At 69.7% G+C, this 13,452-nt stretch carries 14 protein-coding genes and 2 tRNA genes; 11 read left to right on the forward strand and 5 right to left on the reverse strand.

Features of this window, described 5'->3' with window-relative positions; genetic code table 11:
* The first annotated feature begins 55 nt into the window (after window positions 1–55).
* The 6 genes from VM780_RS06530 (at window position 56) to VM780_RS06555 (ending at window position 5,412) form a co-directional block, all read left to right on the forward strand.
* Complete coding sequence (locus VM780_RS06530; protein WP_325446339.1) at window positions 56–1,330, forward strand: YbfB/YjiJ family MFS transporter; 1,275 nt, start codon at window positions 56–58, stop codon at window positions 1,328–1,330.
* A 117-nt stretch (window positions 1,331–1,447) separates the two neighbouring features.
* Entirely contained in the window at window positions 1,448–2,392 is a 945-nt protein-coding gene (locus VM780_RS06535) for a tripartite tricarboxylate transporter substrate binding protein BugD (protein ID WP_325446751.1), read from the forward strand.
* 36 nt (window positions 2,393–2,428) lie between these two features.
* The gene (locus VM780_RS06540; RefSeq protein ID WP_325446341.1) at window positions 2,429–2,896 is read left to right on the forward strand and encodes a tripartite tricarboxylate transporter TctB family protein; all 468 of its coding nucleotides are present in this window, start codon (window positions 2,429–2,431) and stop codon (window positions 2,894–2,896) included.
* Between the two features lie 12 nt (window positions 2,897–2,908).
* Entirely contained in the window at window positions 2,909–4,414 is a 1,506-nt protein-coding gene (locus VM780_RS06545) for a tripartite tricarboxylate transporter permease (RefSeq protein WP_325446343.1), read from the forward strand.
* A 70-nt stretch (window positions 4,415–4,484) separates the two neighbouring features.
* Window positions 4,485–4,560: transfer RNA gene (locus VM780_RS06550), tRNA-Lys, on the forward strand.
* A gap of 399 nt (window positions 4,561–4,959) precedes the next feature.
* Entirely contained in the window at window positions 4,960–5,412 is a 453-nt protein-coding gene (locus tag VM780_RS06555; protein ID WP_325446345.1) for a hypothetical protein, read from the forward strand.
* A 117-nt stretch (window positions 5,413–5,529) separates the two neighbouring features.
* On the opposite strand, the gene VM780_RS06560 is transcribed toward VM780_RS06555, so the two are convergent.
* Window positions 5,530–5,967 carry a hypothetical protein gene (locus VM780_RS06560; RefSeq protein WP_325446347.1) on the reverse strand — a complete coding sequence of 146 codons (438 nt, stop codon included), beginning with the start codon at window positions 5,965–5,967 and terminating at the stop codon, window positions 5,530–5,532.
* A 17-nt stretch (window positions 5,968–5,984) separates the two neighbouring features.
* Here VM780_RS06560 and VM780_RS06565 point away from each other — a divergent pair, with 17 nt between their 5' ends.
* Together VM780_RS06565 and VM780_RS06570 are read left to right on the forward strand one after the other, a co-directional pair.
* Entirely contained in the window at window positions 5,985–7,013 is a 1,029-nt protein-coding gene (locus tag VM780_RS06565; RefSeq protein ID WP_325446349.1) for a hypothetical protein, read from the forward strand.
* 316 nt (window positions 7,014–7,329) lie between these two features.
* Complete coding sequence (locus VM780_RS06570; protein WP_325446351.1) at window positions 7,330–7,671, forward strand: hypothetical protein; 342 nt, start codon at window positions 7,330–7,332, stop codon at window positions 7,669–7,671.
* Between the two features lie 113 nt (window positions 7,672–7,784).
* On the opposite strand, the gene VM780_RS06575 is transcribed toward VM780_RS06570, so the two are convergent.
* Entirely contained in the window at window positions 7,785–7,937 is a 153-nt protein-coding gene (locus VM780_RS06575; protein ID WP_325446353.1) for a hypothetical protein, read from the reverse strand.
* 186 nt (window positions 7,938–8,123) lie between these two features.
* Between VM780_RS06575 and VM780_RS06580 the strand changes: the two genes are divergently transcribed.
* Entirely contained in the window at window positions 8,124–11,660 is a 3,537-nt protein-coding gene (locus VM780_RS06580; protein WP_325446355.1) for an ATP-binding protein, read from the forward strand.
* Between the two features lie 8 nt (window positions 11,661–11,668).
* Here VM780_RS06580 and VM780_RS06585 read toward each other — a convergent pair whose 3' ends face one another.
* Window positions 11,669–11,851 (reverse strand): CsbD family protein, encoded by a 183-nt coding sequence (locus VM780_RS06585; RefSeq protein ID WP_325446357.1) that lies wholly within the window; start codon window positions 11,849–11,851, stop codon window positions 11,669–11,671.
* A 62-nt stretch (window positions 11,852–11,913) separates the two neighbouring features.
* A complete protein-coding gene (locus VM780_RS06590) occupies window positions 11,914–12,222 on the reverse strand; it encodes a hypothetical protein (RefSeq protein WP_325446360.1) in 309 nt (102 codons plus the stop codon).
* Window positions 12,223–12,383: 161 nt separating this feature from the next.
* Here VM780_RS06590 and VM780_RS06595 point away from each other — a divergent pair.
* Together VM780_RS06595 and VM780_RS06600 are read left to right on the forward strand one after the other, a co-directional pair.
* Window positions 12,384–12,460: transfer RNA gene (locus VM780_RS06595), tRNA-Pro, on the forward strand.
* A gap of 104 nt (window positions 12,461–12,564) precedes the next feature.
* Window positions 12,565–12,885: a DMT family transporter gene (locus VM780_RS06600; RefSeq protein ID WP_325446362.1), complete on the forward strand. Its 321-nt coding sequence runs from the start codon at window positions 12,565–12,567 to the stop codon at window positions 12,883–12,885.
* A 58-nt stretch (window positions 12,886–12,943) separates the two neighbouring features.
* On the opposite strand, the gene VM780_RS06605 is transcribed toward VM780_RS06600, so the two are convergent.
* The gene (locus VM780_RS06605; RefSeq protein WP_325446364.1) at window positions 12,944–13,279 is read right to left on the reverse strand and encodes a hypothetical protein; all 336 of its coding nucleotides are present in this window, start codon (window positions 13,277–13,279) and stop codon (window positions 12,944–12,946) included.
* Window positions 13,280–13,452: the final 173 nt, after the last annotated feature.

The raw sequence follows: 13,452 nt of genomic DNA on the forward strand, positions 1-13,452 counted from the left end.
GCTTGCGCCGGCGGCGCTGGTAAGCCGCCTCCTGATCCGGCATCAAGCCCACGTCATGTCGAGATCAGCCGCGCCCGAGTCGTCCTCCTCGCAGCCCGCTTCGCGCGGCCCGCTGCTGGCCGTCATGGCGATCGCCATGGCGCCGGCGGTCGGGCTCGGCGTCGCGCGCTTCGCCTATGCGCTCGTGCTGCCCGACATGCAGGCGGATTTCGGCTGGAGCTACGCCGAAGCGGGCTTTCCCAACGCCATGAACGCCTTCGGCTATTTCGTCGGCGCCGCGGCCGCCGGAAGGGCGGCCGGCGTCATCGGCAGCTTCCGCCTTCTGGCGCTTGGCGGCGTCGTGGCGGCGCTCACCACCGCGCTTAGCGCAGTCTCCGTCGGGCTCGTGTCGCTGTCCGTTCTGCGCTTCGTCGCCGGCGTGGCGGGGGCCTTTGCGTTGGTGGCGGGCGGCGCGGTCGCGATCGCGATCTCCGAGCGGGCGGGCCGGCGGGCCTCGCTGGTCGTCTCGCTGCTCTACGCCGGGCCGCCCTTCGGCATCATCGTGTCGTCGGCGGTCGCGCCGCTCGCGCTCGCCGGCGGCGAGCCTTGGTCGTGGCGGGTCGCCTGGGGCGCGCTCGGCCTCGCTTCGGCGCTGCTGCTGATCCCGCTCGCCGCGCCGTCGGTCCGCAAGGCCGAGGGCGACGACTCCCGCGCCGCCGGGCGGCCGGCGCCGCTGCGGCCCATGGCGCTGATCCTGGCCGCCTACTGCGTCTTCGGCGCGGGCTACATCACCTACATGACCTTCATGATCGCCTTCCTGCGGCAGGGCGGCGCCGGGACGGCGCAGGAGGCGGAGTTCTGGTGCGCCATCGGCCTTGCCGGGCTGGCCGCGCCCTGGCTGTGGGCGCGGACGCTGGGGCGGCTGAAGGGCGGCTGGGGGATGGGGGTCGCCACGCTGGTGACGACGCTCGGCGCGGTCCTGCCGCTGTTTGCGGGAGGGTTCGCCGCCGAGATCCTGTCCGGCGTGGTCTTCGGGAACGGCATGTTCGCCGCGACGGCCGCCACCACGATCTTCGTCCGGCGCAACCTCGCGCCGGCGGCCTGGGCGTCCGGCGTCGGGGCCATGACGGTCTCGTTCAGCCTCGGCCAGACCGTCGGGCCGGTCCTCACCGGCCTCGTCACCGACTGGTTCGGCGGGCTGACCGGCGGCCTCGCCTTCGGCGCCGCGCTGCTCGCGCTGGCGGCGATCCTGGCGCTTTGCCAGCGCGATCTCGGCGCGATCGAGGTTGCGCCGGCGCCGTCGATGGCTGATGATCCTGCGGCGGAACGGACGCTTAGCCGGTCCGCCTAACGGGTCGGCGCCGCCAAGAGCGCCGCTCGCGACAGGCGACGGGGAATGCTTCTCCGCGCCCGCACGGGGGAGCGTCACGTGAAGAAAGCGCGTATCGCCGCGGTCGTCGCCGCGCTCATGGCCGCAGCCGGTCTCGCCGGCGGCGCAGCCGCGGAAGATTACCCGACCCGCCCGATCACCATGGTGGTGCCGTTCGCGGCCGGCGGGCCGACCGACACCGTTGCGCGCCTCGTGGCGGAGTCGATGAGCAAGGATCTCGGCCAGCAGATCCTGGTGGAGAATGTCGGCGGCGCCGGCGGCACGCTGGGCGCGTCCCGCGTCGCGAAGGCCGATCCCGACGGCTACACGCTGCTGCTGCACCACATCGGCATGGCGACCAGCGCCGTGCTCTACCGCAAGCTGCCCTATGACACGCTGAACGCGTTCGAGTATGTCGGCCTCGTCACCGACGTGCCGATGACGATCGTCGCGCGGTCTGATTTTGAACCGGCCGACCTCAAGGGCCTGATCGACTACGTCAAGGCGAATGGCGACAAGGTCACCATGGCGAACGCCGGCGTCGGCGCCGCCTCGCATCTCTGCGGCATGCTGTTCATGAGCAAGATCGGCGCGCAGCTGACGACCGTCCCCTACAAGGGCACCGGCCCGGCGATGACGGACCTCGTCGGCAAGCAGGTCGACTTCATGTGCGACCAGACCACCAACACGACGAACCAGATCAAGGCCGGCAAGATCAAGGCCTACGCCACCACCACCAAGGAGCGCGTGTCTTCGCTGCCCGACGTGCCGACCGCCGCCGAGGCGGGCCTGCCGGACTTCGAGGTCGGCATCTGGCACGGCATCTACGCGCCCAAGGGCACGTCCCCCGAGATCACAGCCAAGCTTTCGGCTTCGCTGCAGAAGGCGCTCAAGGACCCGCTCGTGGTGAAGCGCTTCGCCGATCTCGGCACCGCGCCGTCGAGCGACGCCGAAGCGACGCGGGATGGCCTCAAGACCAAGCTCACGGCCGAGATCGAGCGCTGGCGGCCGGTCATCAGCGCGGCAGGCGTCTACGCCGACTGATCGCCGGGTCCGCAAACCCGAGCCGGCGAGGCCGCCATGCAGATCGACACCCGCGAGCTCGCCTGCGGCGGCCTGTTCCTCGCCTTCGCGGCGGCCTTCGCCTACGGAACGGTCGACCTGCCGCTTGGCAGCGCGTTCCGGATGGGGCCGGGCTATTTCCCGCTGATGCTGGCGCTCATCCTGGGCGCGCTCGGGCTGATCATCATCGTGAAGGGGCTCGGCCGCGCGCAGTCGCCGATCGGCGGGCTGCCGTGGCGCGGCCTGCTGTTCATCCTCGCCGGGCCGATCGTGTTCGGCCTGACGGTGCGCGGGCTCGGCCTCGCCGGCTCGATCGCGCTGGTGGCCGCGATCGCGACGTTCGCGAGCGCCCGCGCCGGCCTCAAGCTGGCGCTGCTGCTCACGCTGGTGCTGACGGTCTTTTGCGTCCTGGTGTTCAGCTACGGGCTCGGCCTGCCTTACGCGCTGGTCGGGCCGTGGCTCGCGCCCTTCTTCCACGGCAGGTGAGGGAGCGCGCTCATGGACCTGCTGCAGAACCTCGCCATCGGCTTCGGCGCCTCGCTCGAGCCGGTCAATCTGCTCTACTGCTTTCTCGGCGTTCTGCTCGGCACGCTGATCGGCGTGCTGCCCGGCATCGGCCCGACCGCGACCATCGCGATGCTGCTGCCGATCACCTTCGGGCTGAAGCCCGAGACCTCTCTGATCATGCTCGCGGGCATCTATTACGGCGCGCAGTATGGCGGCTCCACCACCGCGATCCTGATCAACCTGCCGGGTGAAAGCTCCTCGGCGGTGACAGCGATCGACGGCTACCAGATGGCCCGGCAGGGCAGGGCGGGCCCGGCGCTCGCGATCGCCGCGCTCGGCTCGTTCTTCGCCGGCACGGTCGCCACCCTGCTGGTCGCGCTGTTCGCCCTGCCGCTAACGGAGCTCGCGCTCAAATTCGGCCCGGCGGAATATTTCTCGCTGATCTTCCTCGGCCTGATCGCCTCGGTGGCGCTTGCGCACGGCTCGGTGCTGAAGGCGCTGGCGATGATCACGCTCGGCCTGCTGTTCGGTCTGGTCGGCACCGACGTCACCTCGGGGGCGCAGCGCTTCACGCTCGGCATCCCGGACATCTCCGACAAGCTCGAATTCGTCTCGGTGGCGATCGGCGTGTTCGGGCTCGCCGAGATCCTCAAGAACCTCGAAAACGAGACCGACCGCGCGGTGGTGGTCAAGAAGATCACCCATCTCTGGCCGACGCGCGACGATTTCCGCCAGATGGTCGGACCGGTGCTGCGCGGCACGGCGCTTGGCTCGGCGCTCGGCATCCTGCCGGGCGGCGGCGCGATTCTGTCCTCCTTCGCGGCCTACACGGTCGAGAAGCGGATCTCCAAGAACCCCGGATCGTTCGGCAAGGGCGCGATCGCCGGCGTGGCGGCGCCCGAATCCGCCAACAACGCCGGCGCTCAGACCTCCTTCATCCCGATGCTGACGCTCGGCATCCCGGCGAACGCCGTGATGGCGCTGATGGTCGGCGCGATGATCATCCAGGGCATCCAGCCGGGCCCCAACGTCGCCACCGAGCAGCCGCAGCTGTTCTGGGGCGTCATCACCTCGATGTGGATCGGCAATCTGATGCTGGTGCTGCTCAACCTGCCGCTCGTGGGGCTGTGGGTGCGGCTGCTGACGATCCCCTACACGATCCTGTTTCCGGCGATCCTGGTGTTCTGCTCGATCGGCGTGTTCAGCGTGAACTCCAACGTGTTCGACCTCTACACGGTCGCCTTCTTCGGGCTCGTCGGCTACGTGCTGATCAAGCTCGGCTGCGAGCCGGCCCCGCTGCTGCTCGGCTTCGTGCTGGGACCGATGCTGGAGGAGAACCTGCGCCGCGCGATGACCATTTCGCGTGGCGACTGGACGGTGTTCGTCACCCGACCGATCAGCGCCGCGCTGCTGATCGTCGCCTTCCTGGTGCTCACGCTGGTGTTCCTCCCGTCGATCCGCGCCAAGCGCGAGGAGGTTTTCCAGGAAGAGGGCTGATCGCCGCTGGACAGGTGCGGCGGCCTTTGTTACATCCCCGGCCGCGGCGCAACGCAGGCCTCCGGGTCTCGGGCGCATAGCTCAGTTGGTAGAGCAGCTGACTCTTAATCAGCGGGTCCTAGGTTCGAGCCCTAGTGCGCCCACCACCTCATTCTCGAGGTGATCCAGCGCCGCGTAACGGAACAACAGGCAGTTTTACGCTGCTTTTACAGTTCCGGTTTTCTTTCCCTTCCCCATGGGCTTCGACCGCGCCGTCCGCGGGCTCGACGCCGCGGCCGAACGGCGGCGTCGGGAAACGCCTCTGCGTCTCCCATTCTGCGCCCGATGACCCCCGTCAGAATCGACGCTCAGCGTCGCGCTGGCTGAAGCGGGCCGAGGGCGTCGGGGCGACCGCACGGCTCGCTGACGCGCCAGATGGGCGGGGGCGATTTGCGCGCTAGATCGGGAATCACGCGTCGGCTGATCTTCCCGACAGCACGGGGCACGGGTAGCGGGTCAGTTTCGCACAGCTTGAGGCCGACGGCTGACGGAGGTCGGAGTTCGCGATGTCAGATGGCGCTGGCAGTGATCGCAGCCTTGAGAACGAGCAGGACGACCGTGCGGAGCGCGAGGATTTCCTGAACTATAATTATCGCGAGCCGATGGAGCTCGCAAAGCAGTCGATTGGCATATTCAGCGGAATACTCCTATTCTCGATAAATTTCTCCGACAAGATGGGTGGAATACAGAACTCGCCACCTTCATATAAATACATTCTGTTGTCGTCTTGGGCGCTGGTGCTCGTGTCCATCGCGCTTTGTGGCCTGTCCATGGTTCTGAGTTGGAACTCAGCGCGCTACATGCTCTGGGGCCAGGACAAAATTCGGCCGCCAGGAAAATCTAAGGAACTCAGCATGTTAGCCGCCAAGGCCTTGACCGCGGCAGGGATCATGTTCGTCCTGGGTCTGGCGATGATGATCGCGGGAGGCTTCATCTCCTCCGCCGTTCGGCCGGCGTGACGGCGATCGCGGAACGCCGCGAACGCCGCTAGCGGGCGTTGATTTGATTGCTCGTGGGTTGGCGCGGTTCAAGCGCCCGCCGCCGCGCCGGGTCCGCGCGGCGGCCTTCTGGTGGCGTCACTGGCCCGTATTGGTCGTCGTGGTCGACTTCGTGGGCTTCTGGCCGGGCACGTGAGACATCGTGCGCGTCGTGGAGTCGACGCCGCCGTCGCCGACATTGGTCTTCGTCTTCGACTTCGAGAACGTGCCGCCGTCATGCGACATAGCCTTGGACTGGCCCTTCAGGTCGCCATTGCCAGTCTCATGGGTCTTGCTCCGGCTCATCGTCTTGTCGCCGGCTGCAGCGCCGCCGGTGGCGAGCGACGAGCCGGTTCCGTCGGCGCCGGTCGACGTGCCGCCGGTTCCGAGCGTCGTAGCGGAGGTCCCGCCGGCGGCCGCAGAACCGCCGGAGCCGCCGGTCGCGCTCGATTGCGCGACCGCAGGACCGGCCAGCAACAGCCCGGCGACGAGAGCCGGCGCGGCGCACCGCCACGGCCGTGGCATGCTATTTTGCATCATCGCATCCTCACTTTTTGCCCGGCGGAACGGTCACGACGCAGTCGCCGTCGCTCGAGGTAGCCACGCCGCTGCCGTTCGAGCTCGCCGACGAGGAGCTCGACGTTGCGCCGCCTGACGCAGAGGCCGGTCCGCTGGACGACGTCACGCCGTTGGGCCCGGCGGTCACGGAGCTCGACATGCCGCCGGCGTTCGACCGTCCAGAGACGCCGGCGTTCGGCGTCTCGACGACCCGGCAGGGCTTGCCGTCCGGGCCGGTCGCCGTGGTTCGTCCCTCAGGCCCGGTGGAGGTCGAGACCGAGCCGCCGGGCCCGGAGCTTGAGGAGGACGAGCTGGAGGCCGCCATGGCCCCGCTCGCCCCAACTGTCAGCGCCCCCAGAGCCAAGGCTGTGAGGGCAATCTTAGACCGAGACATGGGAAGTCCCTCCAAGACGGCATGCGCGACCCCGAAGGGTCGCGCGAAAAATGCCGCTTACTTGTTCTTGCCGGGCGCGTTCTCGCTGTTGCCCGGGCCCGACGAGTCATGGCCCGGCGCGCTCGACGAGGAGCCGCCCGTTCCCATTGAGGAGCTCGAGTCGCCGCCGCCGGCCGAGCTGCCGCCGGTTCCGGTCGTGGACGACGAGCCGGAGCCGGAGCCCGAGCCTGCGGACGAGCCGCCCGTGCCGACCGACGAGCTCGAGTCCCCGCCGCCAGCGGAGGTGCCGCCGGTTCCAAGCGTGGAGGACGAGCCGGAACCGCTGCCAGAACCCGACGACGAACCGCCGGTGCCGACCGACGAGCTCGAGTCGCCGCCGCCGGCCGACGTGCCGCCAGTGCCCAGCGTGGAGGAGGAGCCGGAGCCGCTGCCGCCCGACGACGAGCCGCCGGTGCCGACCGTGGAGCTCGATTCACCGCCGCCGGCCGAGGTGCCGCCGGTTCCAACGGTCGAGCTCGACTGCGCAAACGCCGGGGCCGAAAGCCCGGCCAGCAAGGTTCCCGCGAGTGCGATCGTGCGAATTTCCCTGATGTTCAAGATCTTCCTCCATCTGAACGAGGCCGGTCCGTGACCAGCCGCGTGCCCCTGCCGACCCTAAACGCGACCTAATAAGAAGCGTTCCGAAACAATTTCGAACGTGCGGATGCAGGGCGGCCCGTAATCCTGACTGAATTGGCGTTATTCGGAAGCGGATGGTGCGTTGCACAACGCTAGACATCCGGGGGTCCGAAGGCGGTCTGAGCGGACGCGAGATCCGCCGCAGCTCCTGCCGGCCTGCGGAGCGGGCAGGGTGGGCGTCAGCCATGCCGCCACCGGCGGCGAGTATCGGGGGAACAAGGCCGCCGGCAGACTGTTTAGGAGGCCACCTCTAATTTACGGAGTTTGAAATGAAGAAGCTGATGATGATGTCCGCCGCCGCAATTTTGTTGGCGACGCCCGTGCTCGCGCAGTCGGCCGGCACGAACCAGCCGGAGGCCGCCTCGAAGGAGAACAGCGGCGCCGCGATGCCGAACCAGCAGGACGACAAGACGAAGGCCCCTAAGACGGTCGGGGCGATGAACAAGACCGTCGACGGCGTGGCCACGAGCCCGCAGGACGTCGCCGCTCAGCAGGAGGGCAAGAAAACTGCGGCCGAAGGCGGCGGGGACGCCACCAACAAGGCGCCGGACCCAACCAAGAACCAGGGTCCCAAGACGACCGGCGCGGCGCCGGGCGCCGACTACCGCTAAGCAACCCAGACGGGGCCGATCTTGCGCGCTGCTCCGTCCGAGCAGTGCGCGAGCGCCTGGATCACAGCCGGGACGGGCGTCGTCGGCGCCCGCCGCGAGGACGGCGTCGCGCGTCAGCCGTTGAAAAGCCGGGCCGCCGCGACGATCGTGAGGACGACCACCCCGCCGGCGCCGAGCAGCACCACCGCCGTCGCGAATGCGGCGTTGAGCGCGTGGCGCGTGTCGCCCGTGAATGCTTGGGCGCCGAGTTCCGTCAGCTTGTCCATGACGCGCTCCGTCCCAGAATGGCGCAGTGTGCGCGGATCGTTGCTCCGCCGGCAATAGGTGGAATCACTGACGGGGCGGCAGGCGACAAGAAGCTGCGCCCAAAACTTCTTGCGGACGGAAGAGTGGCTTGCGCGCCCGCCTGTAGAGCAGGCTAAGCTCTGCCGGTTGAGCCCGCAGGTGACCGCATGCTCCCGCGCCCCATCTCACAATCCCGCTACGCCTTCGGCGTCTGCGCGGTGGTGTCGGCGCTCTGCGTCCTCGGCGTCGGGATGCTCGGAATTGCGCCCGGCCCCGCAGAGGGCCCCGTGGAGCTGCACGGCGCCCTGCAGCCGTTCATGGGCCTGGCCATCCTGGCCGCGGCGTGGGGCTGGCTTCTGATCCACGCGCGCGCCCGGCGCCTTCGAGCGACGGGGCAGGCGCTGGCTGCGCTGACGGGCGCCTTCGCTGCGGCCGCTCTGGTCGAGCGCGTGGTGACATACCCCGACGCGGCGCTCGGTCCCTTTGGCCGCCTCAGCTTCGTCGAGACGGCGCTGGAGGCCGCGAGCCCGGCGAGCTGCGTCACGCTGCTGCTCGCGGCGCTCGCGCTGGCGCTCACCCATGCGCGGTCGGCGCGCGCGCGGGAGATCCGGCAGCTCACGCGGCTGCTGGGCCTCGCGCTGCCGCTGTTCACGCTCGCCCTGTTCGCCTACGACCCTGCGGCCCTTGCGGCGATCCGCGGCTTTGGGGAGGTCTCGCTCGCCGAGACCATGGCGCTCGTGCTGCTGATGCTGGCCGTCGCGTTCGACGGGCCGGCCTCCAGCCTGCGCTGGCAGATCGCCTATATCGGCGTCGCCGTCGTGGCGCCGCTGGCCGCCCTCACGGTGCATTTCGCCAGCGCTGAGCGGGAGCTCGCGCTGGCGCACGCGGCGAGCCGCCTGAGAGCTGCCGCGGGCCTCGCGGCCGAGCGCCAGGACGGCGTGATCGAGCAGACGCGGCAGATGCTGGCCTTCATCGGGCGCTCCCGCGCAGTCCGCACCAGCGCGCCCTCCTGCGGGGCGGAGCTCGCCGAATACCTGCCGCTGAACCCGTGGGTGCGGGCGCTCTACACGGTTGACCGCGACGGCTCGATCACCTGCGGCAACCGCCCCGGCATCACCTCGGTGACCTTGGCCGACCGCGATTATGTCCGCGCCGGCTTCGCGGACGAACGGATGACGGTGAGCGGCGTGTTCATCTCACGCGGCGACGGCGAGCCCCGCATCGCCGTGGTCCTGCCTTTGCGCAGCGAAGGCCGCGTCGAGAAGATCCTGGTGGCCGCGGTCGATCTTGCGGCCATGAGCGACGCCTTCGACAAGCCGGCGACGGAGGAGTCCGCCGCCGGCAGCCTGACGCTTGTCGACCGCAACGGCGTGCTGATCGCGCGGCCGGGCGCGGCCGGCCGCGTCGCCGAGCTGCTGGCGGAGGCGCCCTTCGTGCGGCGGGCGCTCGCAGGCGAGCGCGGCCCGTTCGAGGACGAGGATCTCGACGGCGAGCGCGCGGTGTTCGTCTCGCAGCCGACGCTTGCCGGGCAGGGAACGCTGATCGCCGCAATGCCCCGCGCCGAGGTCGTCGGACCCGTCGACGAGCGGCTGAACCGGCGGCTGCTGCTGATCGCGGCCATCCTGGCCGCGTCGCTCGCGCTCGGCGTGGTGGGCAGCGAGGCGTTGGTCCTGCGGCCGCTCCGGCGCCTCATCGCCTACGCGGGACGGCTCGAGGCGGGGGACCTGGCGGCGCGTCCCGACACAAGCGCGCGGGGCGAGGTCGGCGCGCTCGGCCGCGCGCTCGCGGTCTCGGCGGCCGCGATCCAGGACCGCGAACGCCGCCTCGCCGCGACCGAGGCGCTGTTTCGCGGCTTCTTCGACCATTCGCCGGACGCCCAAGCGGTCGTCGCCGTCGAGCCGGACGGCGGCTTCCGGATCGAGACCTGGAACGCCGCCGCCGCGAACCTGTCGGGGATCCCCGCGGGCCACGCCGTCGGCCATTCGCCGCGCGAAACGTTCGGCGAGGCGCGCGGCGAGGCGATCGAACACGACCTCCGCCACACCATCGCGCTCGGCCGGGTCTCCATCGTCGAACGCGAGGTCACAAGCTCCGCCGCGCCGGGCGTGTTCGAGATGGTGCAGGCGCCGCAGTTCTCGGCGGAGGGCGCGGTGCAGCGCATCTTCGTCAGCGCGCGCGACATCAGCGAGCGGAAGCGCGTCGAGCGGCTCAAGAACGAGTTCGTCTCGACGGTGAGCCACGAGCTCCGCACGCCGCTGACCTCGATCGCTGGGTCGCTCGGCCTGCTGGCCGGCGGCGCGGCGGGCCCCCTCGGCGAAAAGGCGCGGCATCTCGTGGCGATCGCCCACTCGAACAGCCTGCGTCTGGTGCGGCTCATCAACGACATCCTCGACATCGAGAAGATCGAGGCCGGGCGGATGAACTTCGAAGTTCGGCCCCTGCTCGTCCGCGACCTCGTCGAACAGGCCGTCGGCGGACTGCGCGGCTATGCGGACGATCTCGGGGTGAGCGTCGAACTTGTCGAAGGCGAGCGCGGCCTGATGGTCCGGGGCGATCCCGACCGGCTCACCCAGGTCGTCACCAACCTCCTCGGCAACGCCATCAAGTTCTCGCCGCGCGGCGAGACGGTGACGGTCGTGACGGCCGCCGAGGGCGATATCGTGCTGATCTCCGTGCGCGACCGCGGGCCCGGCGTTCCGGAGGCGTTTCAGCCGCGCCTGTTCAGCAAGTTCGCCCAGGCGGACGGTTCGGACAGCCGCAGGCTTGGCGGAACCGGACTTGGGCTCGCGATCGCGCGCGAGATCGTCGAGCGGCATGCGGGCGCGATCTCGTGCCGGAGCGCGCCAGGCGATGGCTCGGAATTCGAGGTGCGGCTGCCGCGCCACGCCGAGCCCGAGGCCGCGGGTCCTGCGCCGGCCTCGGAGCAGGTGTTCCGGCCTACCGTGCTGGTCTGTGAGGATGATCCGCTGGTCGCCACCATCCTGGTCGAGCAGATGCGCGACGCCGGTTTCGAGGGGCTCGCCGTCGGCACCGTCCGGGGCGCACTGAACGCGGTGCAGACGCAGCGCATCGACGCCGCCCTGGTGGATCTCCGGCTTCCGGACGGCGACGGCGTGGGGCTGATCCGTGAGCTGCGCTCGACGCCGCGCGGCGCGCGCATGCCGATCGTCGTCGTGTCGGCCGATATCACTCAGGGTCGCCAGGACGAGCGCTCGGCCGGCCTGGAGGTCGCGGCCTGGCTTCAGAAGCCGATTGATATGCGCAGATTGTCCGGGCTTCTGCGCCGCCGCCTCAAGCCCTACGGCCTACGGCCGCGCGTGCTTCACGTGGAGGATGACGGCGACCTGGCTAAGGTCGTGTCGGCGGCGCTGGGCTCGCTTGCAGACGTGGTGTCGGTCCCGGGGCTTGCCGATGCGCGCCGGGAACTTGCCGGAGGCCGCTTCGATCTGGCGATCGTCGACATCGCGCTTGCTGACGGGTCGGGCCTCGACCTCCTGCCAGAGCTTGCCGCGGCGCGGCCGCAGGGGATTCCCGCCCTGGTATTTTCCGCGCGCGACATGAACCCGGCGGCCGGCGCGGTCGCCAAGGCCACGATAACGAAGTCGCGGACGTCGCTGCTGGCCCTGGTGGACGCCGTGCGGCGGCTGACCGAGGAACCCAGCAGCTCCGCGCCGCCCCAGCTAAGGGCGGGCGCGGAACGCTGAGGCTGGGATTACTTCGTCGCGGACTTGATCGCGGTGGTCGCCTTGCCGGCCGCCTTCTGCACCTTGCCGGCCGCAGCCTCGCCCTTGCCCTTGGCTTCGAGCTCGCGATCGCCGGTCGCCTTGCCGGCGGCTTCCTTGGTCTTGCCGACCGCTTCCTTGGCCGTCCCCTTAACGGTGTTCTTGTTCACCATCGTCGTTTCTCCTGCGGCGCCCTGCGCCCTGTGAGCGAGCTGACGTCCCGGCTCGCAAGCGGTCAGAGAACGAAACGCCCGAGAACGAAGCCGACGAGCAGCGCGCCAGCGGCCGCGCCCAGCGGGTTGCGGCGGATCGTCTCCTCGAGCGACGCCTTGCGGTCGCTGAGGTCGTCCATGGCGTCGTCATAGGCCTCGGAGCCGCGGCGTGTGGCGTCCTTCAGACGGCGCGCGCCCGCGTCTGCGGCGGAGGCCACCGAATCGCCGACCTGCGCGCCAGCGGATCTCGCCTTGTCGCCGGCCTCGTGGCCCTTCTGGGAGACCGTGCCGGCCAGCTCGTCGCTCTTATCGTTGATGTTTGAGTTCGCCATCGTGCAAAAGGCCTTTCACTGGCCGCCGGAGGCGGCGTTCCAGCAACAAACGCGGTGGATTAACGGCGGTTCCCGCAGGTTCCGAAGCCGGCGCAGGGCGCACGCCGCCACGGCCGCTTGCGGAGCGCCGCGCCGCCCCCTATAAGGCCGCCGTCGGTCGGCGGAGTGTGGCGCAGCCTGGTAGCGCACCTCGTTCGGGACGAGGGGGTCGCAGGTTCGAATCCTGCCACTCCGACCACCGACAAATGCCCTGCCCGCAGGGCGCGCGCCGAGAGGCCACGTCCTCGCTCCGCTCAGCGGAGATCAGGTCCGGGACGGCCCGGCTCCCATCAGGGGCACGGAATGGCCTGGATCTATCTGCTCGTAGCGGGACTGCTCGAAATCGTCTGGGCCTATGCGATGAAGCAGTCGAACGGCTTCACGCGGCTGCTGCCGACTCTGATCACTCTGGCGGCGCTGGGAGGCAGCCTCGGGCTGCTCGCGCTCGCCATGCGATCGCTGCCGCTCGGCGTCGCCTATATGCTCTGGACCGGGATCGGCGCGGTGGGCGCGTTCGTGGTCGGCGTGATGGTGCTTGGCGAAAGCGCGAGCGCAGGCCGGCTCGCGGCCGCGGCGCTGATCACCTGCGGCCTTATCATGATGAAGTTGACCAGCGCGTCCTGAGCTAGGCCGTCAGCTGCAGTAAGACGGGGCGGAGCCAGGCTCCACCCCGTTTGGTCGTTCAGCGACAGACTTCGATGCGGCGCACCCGCGTATAGCCGCGCGAGTCGATGTAACGCTGGTTCCGCAGATAGCAGTCGTCGCCGCGGTTGGAGTTGGCGACCGCCGCGCCGGCGATTAGGCCGAGCGCGCCCGCGCCGATGATGGCGGCAGTGCGGCCGCGGTGACCGCCATGATGATGGCCATAGTGATGGCGGCCGCCGTGATAGTAGTGATGGCCGCCGCCATGACGGCCCCAATGGCGGGAATCCGCCGAGGCCGTGGCCGGAACCGCCACCGCGCCCAGCAGCGCCGCCGAGACGGCGGCGGCGATCGTCTTCTTAGTATTGCCGAACATGGACAGTGTCTCCTTGATAGTGGAAGGATGAAGGCGGCAAGCTGAACCCTGCATTAACGGATTACGGCCGGCCGCGCTCTTCCTCATCTTTCGCTTAATGTTTCGTCAGTCTGATCGGAGACTCGCCCGGGCCTGCCGGGACTTCTCCGTGCTGCGAAGTTCCCTTGTCTATC

The organism is Hansschlegelia sp., from assembly GCF_035538955.1.
GTDB lineage: Bacteria > Pseudomonadota > Alphaproteobacteria > Rhizobiales > Methylopilaceae > Methylopila.